We start from the raw sequence: 13,939 nt of genomic DNA on the forward strand, positions 1-13,939 counted from the left end.
TTGTGTTTGTCGATAAAGTAAAGATATTTGTAAAAGGCGGAGATGGCGGTAATGGGATGGTTGCCTTTCGCCGCGAAAAGTTTGTAGCAGAAGGTGGCCCATGGGGTGGCGATGGCGGTCGTGGTGGTAATGTCATCTTTGAAGTTGAAGAAGGACTACGTACCCTTGTGGATTTCCGTTACAAGAAGCATTTCAAAGCAGATCGTGGAGAGCATGGACGAAAGAAAAATCAACATGGTGCTGGTGCGGATGACATGATTGTCAAAGTCCCACCTGGTACGATTGTTCGCGATGCGGAAACGGGAGCACTGATTGCCGATCTAACCCTCCATCATCAATCTGCCGTGATTGCCAAAGGTGGTCGTGGTGGAAGAGGGAATATACGGTTTGCTACGTCGGTCAATCCAGCGCCGCAAATTGCAGAAAACGGCGAGCCTGGCACCGAACGCTGGGTAGAATTAGAGTTGAAATTGTTAGCAGATGTTGGCCTTGTCGGATACCCCAGTGTAGGGAAATCAACGCTATTATCCATCGTATCTGCTGCTAAGCCAAAGATTGGTGCGTATCATTTTACAACGATCGTTCCCAATCTGGGCGTAGTTCGAGTCGATGATGGTCGTAGTTTTGTCATGGCAGATCTTCCGGGCTTAATTGAAGGAGCACACCAAGGTGTAGGCCTCGGGCATCAGTTTTTACGTCATATTGAACGTACCAAAGTTATTGTTCATGTGATCGATATGGCAGGATCAGAGGGACGCGACCCTTATGAAGATTATCTTCAAATCAATGAAGAACTTCGACTCTATGAACATAACTTAGATAACAGACCGCAAATTATTGTGGCAAATAAGATGGATTTACCAGAAGCGGAAGAGCAGTTGGAGTTATTTCAAGAACAAATCGGCGAAGATGTAACCATCTATCCGATTTCTGCGGTAAGTAAAGAAGGCATAAAAAATGTATTGTTTGCGGCGGCAAATCTGTTGGATCGGATGGAAGCCGAGGAAGTACAACATACGCAATCTGAACAAATTGCCGAAGAAATAGTGGTATATAAGAGTGAAGTAGAGGAAGGACCAGCCTTTACCATTCGCAGGGAAAATGAAATATATGTGGTCGAAGGTTTTCGGATAGAGAAACTGATCAAGATGACCAATTTTCGTTTCCATGACAGCTTGATGCGTTTTGCCAATACGATCAAGCAAATGGGGGTTGAAGATGAGTTGCGCAGACTTGGAGCAGAAGAAGGCGACACTGTGCGTATCGGTGAGATGGAGTTTGAGTTATCAGATGGATTGGATACAGAATAAGCAGGCGGCTGGACGGGTCCCATCTTGCGATGGGTCGTCCAGCCGTTTCTGGTCAATGGAGCCGAATATCATTCTTGTGCTTTCTGTGCTCTCTGTTCCCTGCGGCGAAGCAGCCCGTTTTCCAGGTGCCAGGCCTGTTTCTCTTCCTCGGTTCCGAGGAAAACCTCAGGCGGCATCTGTCTGTCCGGTCCGTCTACGGCAAGCATCAGATCGTTCCATTCAGCAGACATATGTCTCCCTTGATCAGAGTTATCTTCATAATACGAAAAAAATGCTCAGAATTCTAGTCCGATTTTTCAAAAAATAATCTATTTGATTATAATATTTTAGATAGTGATAAAGGAGAATAACTATAGATGGACAACTTTATTAGTGAATAAGGTAGATATTTTACAATCAGTTATATATTAAGATGATTTCCTGCCACATAAAAAAACAAAAACGGCATCCTAACCGCTTTTGTTTTTTTACATATCTTATATTAATTGATGGCGATATTGTGTTTTGATCTTCTCGAGTAATTGTTGACAACCCGCAGAGATCAAATCATACGTTTCTTCAAAATCCCCTGTAAAATAAGGATCTGGTATTTCTTCGTATGTGGTATTTGGGATAAAATCAACGAATCGGTATAGGTCAGAGCAAGGTCGCCCGCATAAACGTGTCAAATTTTTAAAGTTACTGTTGTCCATTGCTATGATAAAGTTAAAATGGGTAAAATCAGATGGTGCTACTTGGCGTGCTTCCATCCCGACGTATGAAATACCAGCTTGGTTCAGTTTGGTCCGTGTGCCAACATGTGGAATATTTCCAACGTGCCAGTCTCCAGTACCTGCTGAATCAATGTGTATTTTGTCTTGTAAACCCGCTTCTTTGACATAATGACGAAAAACAGCTTCAGCCATTGGAGAGCGACAGATGTTACCCAGACATACAAATAATACGGATATCATGCTATTTCTCCTTAGAAAAAATAATTTCATATTTTAGTGTAACATAGTATCGAATAGTTGGACAGTCTGTGTCGTTCCGCGTACAATCGAGTATATCAAATGAGTCAGGAGAAAGAACGAATGCTGAAAAAAATAGGTTATCTAGGACCGATAGGCTCTTTTAGTCATGAAGCAGCTGAGTCCTTGTTTGGACCGAGAATATATGATCATGCACCTTTGAATAGTATCCCTGACGTAATCAACGCAGTGGATAAAGGTATCGTAGATTTAGGAGTAGTACCTGTAGAAAATGCTATTGAAGGTTCTGTTACAGCAACATTAGATTGGCTTGTGCATCAAGTCGATTTGCCTATTGTTGGGGAATTCGTATTCCCGATTTCACAATGTATTTTAGCTCATCCCAATCAAGCTAATACATCAAATCAGGAAATAAAAAAAATATTGTCTCATCCACAAGCGATTGCTCAGTGCAGGGTATATTTAAAGGATACATACCCTGATGCAGAGTGGGTTTTTACGGACAGTACTTCTCAAGCTGCGACGATTATTGCCGAATCACCTGACGAAGCCTGGCTTTCAATTGGGGCGAAGCAAGCTGCTGTGCTCAATCAATTAAATATTTTGGAAGCCAACGTACAGGACCATCCAAATAATGTAACAAGATTTATTGTCATTAGCAAAAGTGTGGAAACTTGGAGCAAAGAATCCAATAGATATAAAACGAGTTTGCAAATCACACTTCCAAGTGATTACCCAGGAGCTCTATATCAAGTATTAGCATCATTTTCTTGGCGGAAAATCAACCTGACACACATTGAGTCAAGACCAACAAAAACAGGTCTTGGAAATTATTTTTTTCTCATTGATGCAGAATTACCAGTCGACCATGTTTTGTTAAAAGGCTCTATAGAAGAGATCGAAGCAATTGGTTGTCAGATTCGCGTGCTTGGTTCCTATCCATGTTTCTCCTTTTTAGAACAAGCTATTCATTGACAAGTAGTAATGCCAAGATTATACTTACAGAAATCTAAAAAAAATAATTAAAATTATGGGAGGAACTGAAATAATGGAAAGCGAACGTTGGGTTTTCCTCAATGGGGAGTACAAACGAAAAGCAGAAGCCACGATCTCTGTATTTGATCATGGTTTTTTATATGGTGATGGAGTTTTTGAAGGTATTCGTGTGTACAGTGGAAACGTATTCCGTCTACATGAACACATGGTACGACTATATGAATCAGCAAAATCTATCCTCCTTGATATTCCGTATACATTAGAAGAACTGGAAGCTTATGTTGTAGAGACGGTTCGCAAAAATCAATTGCTTGATGCCTATATTCGTTTGATTGTTTCGAGAGGCGATGGTCCTCTTGGACTGGATCCTGCAGAGTGTGAGATTGCAAATATTATTGTGATTGTTGATAAAATCCGAATCTATTCACAAGAACTTTATGATAGAGGACTCACAGCTGTTACCGTTCCAACTCGGAGAAACATTCCAGATGCTCTAAATCCGCGCGTGAAATCGCTGAACTATTTAAACAATATCTTAGCTAAAGCGGAAGCAAAACAAGCAGGTGCAGGAGAAGCAATTATTTTATCTAGTGATGGATATGTGACAGAAGGCTCCAGTGACAATATCTTTATTGTAAAAGATGACATTCTTTATACCCCACCCTGTTATTTAGGTGCCCTCAAAGGTATTACAAGACAAGCCATTTTTGATATCGCCGAAGAACTTGGATTGCCAGTCAAAGAAGAGCCATTTACCCGTCATGATATATTTAACGCTGATGAGGTTTTCTTGACAGGAACTGGGGCGGAAATCATATCCGTTGTTCAAGTCGATGGTCGTCCAATTGGAGAAGGAGTACCTGGACCAATTTCTAAAGATTTAGTCACTCAATTCAGAAAATTAGTAACGGTTGATGGAATCTCCGCATTTCCTGCCGAAGTAAAAGTATAGTTCATGTTGAAAACCCTCGCGCTTTTATAGCGTGAGGGTTTTTTTAGCAAATAAAAAATATACAAAGCTTATCTCACTGAAAAGCGAGACTTGTGCCATAGTCTGAAAGTGAAACTAGCCTTTGTCTATGCATAAAGGCTTGCCATTTAGTTCAATACATCTCGTTTGGAGAATACTACAAAAGCTATAATGATCGCGATGATAGACCAAATGGAGAGCATGGCTAAAGAAAATGGGAGACTCATACCGGAAATGAGTACCGGTTTTCCAGCTAAATAATCTGTCAAACGTAAATTAATGAAGACAAAGTATCTCAAACTTTGCCAAGTTGGTGCAAGTTGGGAGAGCAAGCTCCCGGAGATAACAGCTGCTAACATGACACCCATGCTTGTCGCTGTATTTCTTACCAATACCGACACCATGAAGGAGATCGTTCCAACTGCAAGGGCGGAAAACCAAGCTAGTCCAAAGGAAAGAATGATATATTTCCACTGAGGTACCAGATGAACTTGACTTGTGATCAATTGGTTTCCCTGTTGAATAAACCCAGTCAAGACAGGTAAATCCCAACCTTTATAGCCAAAGATGATCCCAGAAAGGAGGTAACTAAGCAGGCCGGTTATCAGCATCATAAGCGAGATACTTAATATCAGGGCCAAGTACTTACTGAGTAATACTTTCCATCTCGGAACAGGTCTTGTCAGAAGAACTTTTATCGTTCCATTGGCATATTCAGAAGAGACAAGGTCGGCTGCTAAAATAACAACAATAAGGGGTAGAAATAACGCAACTGCTTCTTCTACAAATTTTCTTACAAATGTTGGGGCACCAGGTGCAGTTGGATTGATATTATTCTTTAAGTAATATTTTTCTTGTGCAATGGTTAGACGTGTCCATTTTTTCCATTCATCTGGCACCCGACTTGAAGTTAATTGGTTTTCTCGATCGACAATTTGTTGCTGTAAAATGGCTTTCCAGTCGGATGTGCCGATTTGTTTAACCGTATTTTGAACTGTTATATATTGGGCATAGGTAAAGATAGGAATCAAAACTGCTAAAATCAGAACTACTACCAAAAAACGTTTTTTACGAAACATTTTTAACAGTTCATTATAGACAAGCTTAGCCAATACCTTCACCGCCCGTCATTTCTAAAAATATATCCTCTAATGTTTGGTTCATCGGTCGAATGGCATTTACTTGAATGTCTGATGATAATAAGAGTTGATTGGTTTCTGCGATTTTTTCCACTGGCATATGGACCATTACCCGTTCTTTGCCCAATTGCTCCACATTTCTGATATATGGCAAATCAGTTAATTGATGGATTGCGGCAGATAAGGGTTGGAGCGACCATTCAACTTTACTCTCCTCACCCACCAGTTGTGCTACAGGTGCTGTTTTTAATACTTTTCCTTGGCTTATAATAGCGACTCGATCACAAAGTAATTGTATCTCATATAAAATATGACTAGATATAAAGATACTGATTGATTGTTCTTGAGCTAACTTTCGAATAAAAGCACGTAACTCGCGTATTCCAGCTGGATCAAGTCCATTGGTAGGTTCATCCAAAATGAGCAGTTGAGGATTACCTAGAAGTGCTTGGGCGATACCTAATCGCTGTCTCATACCAAGGGAATAAGTTTTAACTGTCTCATCAATGCGCTTGTCCAATTCAACTAGTTGAACCACTTCATCAATCCGATTCGCATCCACATCCTGCATCATACGAGCAAAATGCTCTAGATTCTCCCTCCCAGTAAGATAAGGGTACAGCTCAGGATTTTCTACAATACAACCTACTTGTTTAATTGCTTCTAAAAAATGAGTTTGTAAGTTGTATCCTCCAATAGATACAGAACCAGATGTAGGTTTAATAAGGCCTACTAGCATCCGAATAGTGGTTGTTTTACCGGCACCATTTGGTCCGAGAAACCCAAATATTTCACCAGGATTTACGTGGAAAGAGACATCATTGACGATGGTTCTTGCCCCTATTTTTTTGCTGAGGTGTTCAACTGCTAGTACAGGTTCCAAAATAGAATTCCTCCTTATTCATGAATAACCGGAAAGACACGGTCAGCCAATCGTAGATATCCACTGTCGTTTGGATGGAAGTTATCGCTAGATAAAAACTTTTTAGTATGTATTTGAAACAAATCAAAAGTAGGAACTACGAGCACATTTGAATAATCAGAAGTAATCTTAAGCAATGCACTGTTCCAATCGGCTACTAATTGCGAGGTTGATTTTTCGTTTTCCAGTCCAGCAAATGGATTATAAATACCAAGCATAACAATAGATGCTTTGGGATTTAAGGTTCGTGTGAGTGTTAAAATTTGCGTAACGTTTTTTTTGTATAGCTCCAAACTTTTTTGTGCTCCAGCTAGATCGATATTTTCCAATTGACCGCTACCACGAAAAAGATCGTTGCTACCAATGGTAATCGTAATCCATTTGGCCTTCTTTATGAAATCCTGTGTACGAGCATCATTTAATTGTTTGACTAATTCTGATGAAGTTTGGCCACTTACGGCTAGATTCATCATACTCAACTGGGATTGATCTGCATTCTCCATTTTTTGTTTGAGTCTACCAATATACCCTTTCCCACTAGAATCACCAATTCCTCTTGTTAAAGAGTCACCGAGTCCAAGAAGTAGTCCATTTTTACTAACCATAACTTCTTCGGATGGAGGGCTTGGTTTCATCGTTTGAATTTGAGGAAGGAGAATTTCTTTCACTCCTAACGCGAAGCCAGTAATGAGGAATACCGTAGTCAAAACTGCCACGATATAGACAAATAACATCGTCTTTTTTCGCATCCAATGTATCTCCTTTTCTGGGTAGCTAAAGATTGTAGTTTGTTTCATAAAGAAACAGAAAACCTTTCTTCTGTTCCACAGAATATTGTATCGTTTCTTTTTTCTGTAGGATATCCTACCTGAGTCCTATTTCAAAATCCAAAGCAAATATAACCTACTTGTTGCATAGGATGAAGATATATGCTTTTTTCTATAGGAGGATGGGGTATGAAAATCCATATTGTTCGACCAGGTGAAGTTTTTGAGCAGCTTGTACAAAAGTATAATGTACCATTTGAACGATTATTAGAAGCAAACCCGAATTTAAACGAGGAAGTTTTATTGGAAGCTGGAACCAAAATACGAATTCCTACAGGCAAAGTTCCTCTGTTTGTGCCAAAAGAACAGAAGGAAGAGGCCTTAGTTGAAGAATTAACGCCAATCTTTCTAGAACCTGTTCCCTTAGATGAAACAGAATTAAGCTGGGAGTTGGAAGAAGAATGGGAGGAAGCAGACTTAGAGGATATAGAAGATGAATTTGAAGATGAATTTGAAGATGACGATGATTTAACTTCTATAGCTGCTCCTTTTGCACCGGTTTTTCCAACCCAACCAGGGTTCCAACCGTACTTTTCCATATCTGGCTATGATCCGTTCCCTATTTTACCTTATCCCATGTATCAACCACCTGTCTATCCGCCTGCCACTTATTCGCATTATAAAAAGGTGAAAAAAGAAAGTTCTTCCACCGTATATAGATGAGGGAACAACCTGATATTAACCGGCTATCCCATGAATTACATACACCCATTTATGATGTGAAATCCTATAAAAACTACTGGCTTGTAATGGGGAAAACAGGCAAATGGTTAGCCAAGCCAATAAGAGATGTGGAACACAATGTCTGGTGGGAAGATATCGAACAGAAGTTAAGAGAAAGAAACTTTCACGCTTTTCCAGAATCGAAACGGATTGATAACTGGCTCTTATCCTATTTCATCGATGGCGAGATGGTTTCGTACAAAGATAAGAAAGTTTGTATCCCATTAATGAGAACACTTGCTACCTTTCACATAGCTGGTCAAAAACTAGACACGCCGCCAACCTTTCAGGCGGCGTATCTCTTGTCTGATCGTCTATACGAACGCTTGAATCAATTTTATCATCATCTTTCCAAATTGCATCGTTATCGTCACGATAAGACATTTTATCTCTTATCTCGGTATGGCCCTGTTTTTTATCAGCATGCTTATGATGCTTATCAACGTTTATACAAAATAGGTTTACCTTATTTTGCTCAATCAGCTAGAAAAAATCATATGTTAAGTCATCGAGATTTAGCAAGTCATAATTGGATAATGGATGGACAGAAGGAATTGTGGCTGATTGATTTTGAAACTGCAGCATATGATTTGCAAATAGGTGATGTGTGGCAAGTTTGTTCTCGTATGTTAAATGAACACCAATGGGATGTTGATTTATTTCAAACATTGATACAAACCTATGAATCCGTTAATCCATTGACACAATGGGAGCGTCAAGCATTGTCTGTATTATGTGGATTCCCAAATGAGTTTTTGAGGGAGACAATTGGTATACTAGAAAAGAAATCAGGATACAAAGAAGATCTCATTCTTCCATATTTAGAAAAGATGGTATATGACTATCCATTATGGATCGATCGAGTAAATAAAATCCAAATTTGGCTAAGTGAAGATTGATTCTATCAGTCTTTTCTGAAAGAGTACTCCTATTTCAAGTATAGCTAAGTGGGTGGTGAATTTCAGTTCGGTGAAAGCCGAAAAGTACTGACCAGTGTCTTGTGCGACAAAAAAGGGGAATGTAAATTCGTGTCGAAGATAGAACGAGAGGAGGAGGTGAAAAACGATGGAAACACACTATAAAACGTATCAAATTCGGATCAAAAAAGGACACCGAATGTATGAGTACTTTCAGGAAATGGCTCAAAACTCGAAAAAGATGTACAACACCACTAATTTTTACATCCGGCAAGTGTATTCCGCACTCAGCCAGAAGAAAGAGCTCCAACCATTACAAAGGGAAGTATTGGCGACCATGGAGTACAAATTAGACCAAATGAACGAGGTTCAACTCGCTGCTTATCGGAAAAGGGTGGAACGGGAAAAAAAGAAGCCAATGGAACAAAGAAAAGAAGGAAAGTGCAACCTGTTTGAACTACCTTCCGAGGTTCATCCGTATATTAGCTATCCTTTTTTAGATAGTTTGTTTAAAGTGATGGCGCAAAACGACTACCGTTCTCTTCCGACGCAAACGAGTCAATGGGTGATGAAAACCGTCTTCCAAAACTGGAAATCCTATTTTTGTAGTTTACAAACATACAAAAAAGACCCATCTGTCTTCCGAGGGAGACCAAAAATCCCGAAATATAGTCGTTCCAATCAAAAAGAGGTGCTATTTACCAATCAAGATTGTGCGGTCAAAGCGAATAAATTTTTAAAATTCCCGAAAACAAAAAAGCAGTTGAACATTGGAAAATTAGGTGTAACAGAAGGAAGACTCAAACAAGTTCGTATCCTTCCTAAATATGGACAATACATAGTGGAAATAGTAGTAGAAGTTTCGTTGGAGTTCCAAGAAAGAACAGAAACAAACTGCCTGATGTCCATTGATTTGGGCATAGACAACCTTGCAACCACGGTGACCAATACGGGCTCCGCACCCCTATTAGTCAAGGGCAAGCATGTCAAATCCATTAATCAATACTACAACAAAAGAAAAGCATATTACCTAAGCAGACTAAGACAAGGAAAACAACCAAACGAAGGTCCCTATACCTCCAAAAGATTGGAACGAATCCATCAAAAAAGACACCAGAAACTCAAGGATATCTTTCATAAAGCGAGCTCTCATATCGTGAACCTAGCAGTATTGGAAAAAGTGGATGCCATCATCATTGGGAGAAACAAGGATTGGAAACAAGCATCCCATCTAGGAAAACGAAATAACCAATCCTTTGTCCATATTCCACACCAACGGTTGATTAGGATGATTGAATACAAGGCGATGGAAAAAGGGATACAAGTGAGAACGATGGAAGAATCGTATACATCCAAAGCTAGTTTCTTAGACCATGATGAGATTCCCACCTACGGCGAAAGCGATACCAAACAGCTATTTTCTGGAAAACGAATCAAAAGGGGACTATACCAAACAAAACAAGGTAAGCGGTTGAATGCGGACGTAAACGGTGCTGCCAACATCTTGAAGAAAGCATACTTGTACCGAAACGAAGATCAAACATTCGATATCCAAACGGTAAACGTTTGGAATCCACAACCGAAAGTGGTGTAAAAGAAGTACCAAATGCATGACTTTCATGACAGACGGTATAGAGGGGTTGGGCGTGTGTAGCCCGCCGATGTGTCAATTCCACTAACGTGAAGCGATCCGATTTTTGGTTTGAAACGTTAGAAACCCCCACTTCTAACACTCATGGGAGTGTAAAGTGGAGGGAGTATTCATTATCTTTGTTTAGTCAATGGATTGTTGTGTTATGATGGTCAAGACAAGCGATCAAGGAGGCATATAACAAAAAATGAGAGTCGGATTAGCACAGTTTCGTCCTGTTCTCGGGGACTTACAGCGAAATTATCATCTTCACTTGGAGTGGATCGAAAAGGCCAAACAAGACCAAGTGGAGTTACTTTTGTTTCCAGAACTAAGTCTAACAGGTTATTGTTTGCTTGACTTGACTTATGAAGTAGGTCGTTCTATTTATAGTGAAGAGATAAGTCAGCTTGTAGCACAATCTGAAAAACTAGATCTTGTTTTCGGTTTTGTGGAGTTGAGTGAAGACCATGTTCTATATAATTCCACGTTATATGCCAGCAAAGGAAAGATTGTACATACTCATCGCAAAGTTTATTTACCGACCTATGGCATGTTTGATGAGGGTAGATATTTTGGCCGAGGAGAAGTAATCCGAAGCTTTCCTACCCAATTTGGTCAAATGGGAATATTGATCTGTGAGGACATGTGGCATTCATCCGCTCCATTTTTACTTGCACAAGATGGAGCGAAAATGATACTAGTTCCAGGAAACTCACCTGTTCGATCATTAGATCAAACGGAGGTTGGTTCCCAATCGTTTTGGTATGCCAACCTTGAAAATCAAGCTGCACTAAATAGTTCGTTCTTTTTGTTCTGCAATCGAGTTGGTACCGAAGATGGTATTAGCTTTTTTGGTGGTTCTTCCATCATGAATCCATACGGAGATGAAGTAGCTAGAGCGAATATGTTAGAAGAACAATTACTCTCGGTGAATATTGATTTAGATGAAGTTCGTCGTTCTCGTTTAGAGACACCATTACTACGCGACGAAAATCTAGATCTTACAATAAGAGAATTGAAGCGTATCCGTCAAAGTCGATTGGAACAGAAGAGGTGGATATAGAGTGTCGACACAATTAGAAGAACAATGGAAAGCAGCGTCTTTTTTAGCACTAGATGCTCCTCTTGCTGTAAAAATCCTCACAGTAGCCTTAAAAGAAGAAGTAGAAAAAGCAGGTTTTCATAAAGTTGTACTAGGACTATCGGGTGGAATAGATTCAGCTCTATCCCTTTATTTGGCTGTACAAGCTTTTGGTAAGGATAATGTTATTGCAGTATGCATGCCTTACCGGACAAGTAGTTCTTCTAGTTTAACTGATGCGGAAGAAGCAATACGCGATACAGGTGTGCAATCATTAACAGTAGATATCAGTCCGCAAATTGATGCATATTTTGAGTTAATGCCAGAGGCAACTCCTCTTCGTAAAGGGAACAAAATGGCACGTGAACGAATGACCATTTTGTATGATTTATCTGCTCATTATCAAGCATTGGTATTGGGAACGAGTAATCGTACTGAATTGCTGCTTGGTTATGGAACACAATTTGGTGATGCAGCATCAGCAGTAAATCCACTAGGTGATTTATACAAAACACAAGTTAGACAATTATCCAAATATATTGGTGTACCTCGTTCTATTTTAGAAAAAGCTCCTAGTGCAGATTTGTGGGAAGACCAGACCGATGAAAAGGAACTTGGTTTCTCTTATTTTGAAGTTGATCAATTGTTGTATCATTTACTTGATCGTCGTTTGACAAAAAATCAATTACTGGAAGTTGGATTTTCAGCTTCCTTTATAGATCAAGTCACCAAACGCATTGCACGCAATCAATACAAACGAAGAATGCCAGTAATTTTAAAAATTAGCAACCGCACGGTAGGGATTGATTTTCGATATCTTCGTGATTGGGGATTGTAAAAAAAATTGTATTACGAATGAACATAGTATGGCATGGGGGAGAAGGATAAATTGGCCGGACATTCCAAATGGAAAAATATTCAGCATCGAAAAGGCAGACAAGATGCGATAAAAGGGAAAATTTTTGCAAAACTGGGTAGGGAGATATATGTTGCTGCTCGCCGAGGAGATAAAGATCCTGCAAATAATAATCAACTTCGTTTAGCAATTGCAAAAGCAAAGGCGCAAAATATGCCAAACGAAAATATTGATCGTGCGATAAAGAAAGCTGCCGGTGAAGGAGAAGCTAGCAATTTTGAATCCATCACTTATGAAGGTTATGGACCAGATGGAATTGCGGTAATAGTAGAAGCACTGACCGACAATCGGAATCGTACAGCAGCAGATGTAAGATTTGCATTCACCAAACGTGGTGGAAATCTTGGAGAGTCCGGTTGTGTTTCTTGGATGTTTAACCGGTTTGGTGTCGTTGAGATCGAAAAAGAAGCTGTTTCCAAAGAGGAAGACGAAATGGAGCTTCTTTTATTGGAGCTTGATCCAGAAGATATGGAGATCACGGATGTATCTTATGTGCTGTATGTTCAACCAGACCGTTTAGAAGAAGTGCAGCAAGCATTAGTGGAACAACAGTTTCCTGTTGCTTCTGCTGATATTATGATGGTACCTGAAAATAGGGTCTCCATTGAAGGGGAAACAATTAAAAAGGTACTTGATCTCATTGATACGCTCGAGGACCATGATGATGTGCAAGCCGTTTTTACTAATTTTGATGCAGATGAACAAGAGATCGAAAAGTACAGTTAAATCCCTATGCAGGATTTGATATGGTTCACTTCTGTAACAGAAGTGAACCATTTTTGTCGACAAATCAATAGAAAACATCGTATGATGAGAATAAAACCAATTGAATCGATTGGTTTAGGGTATATTAAAGGGGAGTTATGAGGTGGTTAGATGGCACGTATTAGCAATGATAAAATTCGATTTTTTTATTCTTTCCTTCAATCCCCCAAGCGTATTGGAAGCGTGATTCCTAGTTCGTCATTTCTTGCAAAAGAGATGTTTCGATCTGTGCCGTTTTCTAATATTTCTTCGATCATTGAGTTGGGTGCTGGAACTGGCGTTTTTACAAAATTAATCGCAGAAAATATTATGCCCCAGACGAAAGGGCTTATATTTGAACAAAATGATGCGATGCGGAATAAACTAGTGGAAATATTTCCCGATTTGCATTTCTACCCAAATGCTATGGAAATGGCAGACATCGTACAAAAACTCGATGAACCAGCAGTAGATGTTGTAATTTCCAGCCTCCCTTTTTCTAACTTTTCCCAGGAAATAAGAACGCAAATAGCACATGATATACACAAAGTATTAAAGCCAAACGGCATGCTTGTAGCTTTTCAATACTCCAAACAAATGAAGCAAACATTTGAAAAGTTATTTCCTGAAGTATCAGTCACATTTGTCCCCTTTAATATTCCTCCAGCTTTTGTTTTTACTTGTAACAAAATAGACGAATCATCCGAGAAAAATGCTGTCGAAGAAAATCGTTTATGGTAAAATATTTCTGTTCGAGGATGCATAAACTCTGTTAGGTCCTCACGTATGG

The 13,939-nt window shown here is 39.5% G+C and carries 14 protein-coding genes; 10 read left to right on the forward strand and 4 right to left on the reverse strand.

What is annotated here, in order from left to right; all coding sequences use genetic code 11:
* The first annotated feature begins 2 nt into the window (after positions 1–2).
* On the forward strand, positions 3–1,310 hold the full coding sequence (gene obgE / locus A3GQ_RS0101565) for a GTPase ObgE (protein WP_028775558.1): 1,308 nt from the start codon (positions 3–5) through the stop codon (positions 1,308–1,310).
* Positions 1,311–1,786: 476 nt separating this feature from the next.
* On the opposite strand, the gene A3GQ_RS0101575 is transcribed toward obgE, so the two are convergent.
* A complete protein-coding gene (locus A3GQ_RS0101575) occupies positions 1,787–2,263 on the reverse strand; it encodes a low molecular weight protein-tyrosine-phosphatase (RefSeq protein ID WP_028775559.1) in 477 nt (158 codons plus the stop codon).
* A gap of 120 nt (positions 2,264–2,383) precedes the next feature.
* Here A3GQ_RS0101575 and pheA point away from each other — a divergent pair, with 120 nt between their 5' ends.
* On the forward strand, positions 2,384–3,256 hold the full coding sequence (gene pheA / locus A3GQ_RS0101580) for a prephenate dehydratase (RefSeq protein WP_028775560.1): 873 nt from the start codon (positions 2,384–2,386) through the stop codon (positions 3,254–3,256).
* Between the two features lie 73 nt (positions 3,257–3,329).
* On the forward strand, positions 3,330–4,229 hold the full coding sequence (ilvE, locus tag A3GQ_RS0101585) for a branched-chain-amino-acid transaminase (RefSeq protein ID WP_028775561.1): 900 nt from the start codon (positions 3,330–3,332) through the stop codon (positions 4,227–4,229).
* Positions 4,230–4,375: 146 nt separating this feature from the next.
* Here the strand turns inward: ilvE and A3GQ_RS0101590 are convergent, their stop codons facing one another.
* The 3 genes from A3GQ_RS0101590 to A3GQ_RS0101600 are packed head-to-tail and all read right to left on the reverse strand — an operon-like array spanning position 4,376 to position 7,057.
* The gene (locus A3GQ_RS0101590; protein ID WP_028775562.1) at positions 4,376–5,368 is read right to left on the reverse strand and encodes an ABC transporter permease; all 993 of its coding nucleotides are present in this window, start codon (positions 5,366–5,368) and stop codon (positions 4,376–4,378) included.
* Positions 5,352–6,269 carry an ABC transporter ATP-binding protein gene (locus A3GQ_RS0101595; RefSeq protein WP_156877498.1) on the reverse strand — a complete coding sequence of 306 codons (918 nt, stop codon included), beginning with the start codon at positions 6,267–6,269 and terminating at the stop codon, positions 5,352–5,354. Before A3GQ_RS0101595 ends, A3GQ_RS0101590 begins: the two co-directional genes overlap by 17 nt.
* A 14-nt stretch (positions 6,270–6,283) precedes the next feature.
* Complete coding sequence (locus tag A3GQ_RS0101600; protein WP_028775564.1) at positions 6,284–7,057, reverse strand: GDSL-type esterase/lipase family protein; 774 nt, start codon at positions 7,055–7,057, stop codon at positions 6,284–6,286.
* Between the two features lie 207 nt (positions 7,058–7,264).
* Here A3GQ_RS0101600 and A3GQ_RS0101605 point away from each other — a divergent pair, with 207 nt between their 5' ends.
* The 7 genes from A3GQ_RS0101605 to A3GQ_RS23030 all read left to right on the forward strand — a co-directional run bounded on the left by A3GQ_RS0101605 (position 7,265) and on the right by A3GQ_RS23030 (position 13,890).
* Complete coding sequence (locus tag A3GQ_RS0101605) at positions 7,265–7,798, forward strand: LysM peptidoglycan-binding domain-containing protein (RefSeq protein ID WP_028775565.1); 534 nt, start codon at positions 7,265–7,267, stop codon at positions 7,796–7,798.
* A complete protein-coding gene (locus A3GQ_RS0101610) occupies positions 7,795–8,757 on the forward strand; it encodes a phosphotransferase (RefSeq protein WP_028775566.1) in 963 nt (320 codons plus the stop codon). Before A3GQ_RS0101605 ends, A3GQ_RS0101610 begins: the two co-directional genes overlap by 4 nt.
* A gap of 166 nt (positions 8,758–8,923) precedes the next feature.
* A complete protein-coding gene (locus A3GQ_RS0101615; protein ID WP_028775567.1) occupies positions 8,924–10,369 on the forward strand; it encodes an RNA-guided endonuclease InsQ/TnpB family protein in 1,446 nt (481 codons plus the stop codon).
* Positions 10,370–10,613: 244 nt separating this feature from the next.
* Positions 10,614–11,471 (forward strand): nitrilase-related carbon-nitrogen hydrolase, encoded by an 858-nt coding sequence (locus A3GQ_RS0101620; protein ID WP_028775568.1) that lies wholly within the window; start codon positions 10,614–10,616, stop codon positions 11,469–11,471.
* Position 11,472: 1 nt separating this feature from the next.
* Positions 11,473–12,327, forward strand: coding sequence for an NAD+ synthase (locus tag A3GQ_RS0101625; RefSeq protein ID WP_028775569.1), 855 nt, complete (start codon positions 11,473–11,475; stop codon positions 12,325–12,327).
* Between the two features lie 51 nt (positions 12,328–12,378).
* Entirely contained in the window at positions 12,379–13,131 is a 753-nt protein-coding gene (locus A3GQ_RS0101630) for a YebC/PmpR family DNA-binding transcriptional regulator (RefSeq protein WP_028775570.1), read from the forward strand.
* A gap of 150 nt (positions 13,132–13,281) precedes the next feature.
* On the forward strand, positions 13,282–13,890 hold the full coding sequence (locus tag A3GQ_RS23030) for a class I SAM-dependent methyltransferase (protein ID WP_051271089.1): 609 nt from the start codon (positions 13,282–13,284) through the stop codon (positions 13,888–13,890).
* Positions 13,891–13,939: the final 49 nt, after the last annotated feature.

The organism is Shimazuella kribbensis DSM 45090 (assembly GCF_000428065.1).
GTDB lineage: Bacteria > Bacillota > Bacilli > Thermoactinomycetales > Thermoactinomycetaceae > Shimazuella > Shimazuella kribbensis.

Coding starts and splice junctions, on each gene's coding strand:
- pheA (WP_028775560.1), top strand. CDS start 2,384: ATGCTGAAAAAAATAGGTTATCTAGGACCGATAGGCTCTTTTAGTCAT.
- A3GQ_RS0101610 (WP_028775566.1), top strand. CDS start 7,795: ATGAGGGAACAACCTGATATTAACCGGCTATCCCATGAATTACATACA.
- A3GQ_RS0101575 (WP_028775559.1), bottom strand. CDS start 2,263: ATGATATCCGTATTATTTGTATGTCTGGGTAACATCTGTCGCTCTCCA.
- A3GQ_RS0101600 (WP_028775564.1), bottom strand. CDS start 7,057: ATGCGAAAAAAGACGATGTTATTTGTCTATATCGTGGCAGTTTTGACT.
- A3GQ_RS0101605 (WP_028775565.1), top strand. CDS start 7,265: ATGAAAATCCATATTGTTCGACCAGGTGAAGTTTTTGAGCAGCTTGTA.
- ilvE (WP_028775561.1), top strand. CDS start 3,330: ATGGAAAGCGAACGTTGGGTTTTCCTCAATGGGGAGTACAAACGAAAA.
- A3GQ_RS0101620 (WP_028775568.1), top strand. CDS start 10,614: ATGAGAGTCGGATTAGCACAGTTTCGTCCTGTTCTCGGGGACTTACAG.
- A3GQ_RS23030 (WP_051271089.1), top strand. CDS start 13,282: ATGGCACGTATTAGCAATGATAAAATTCGATTTTTTTATTCTTTCCTT.
- A3GQ_RS0101615 (WP_028775567.1), top strand. CDS start 8,924: ATGGAAACACACTATAAAACGTATCAAATTCGGATCAAAAAAGGACAC.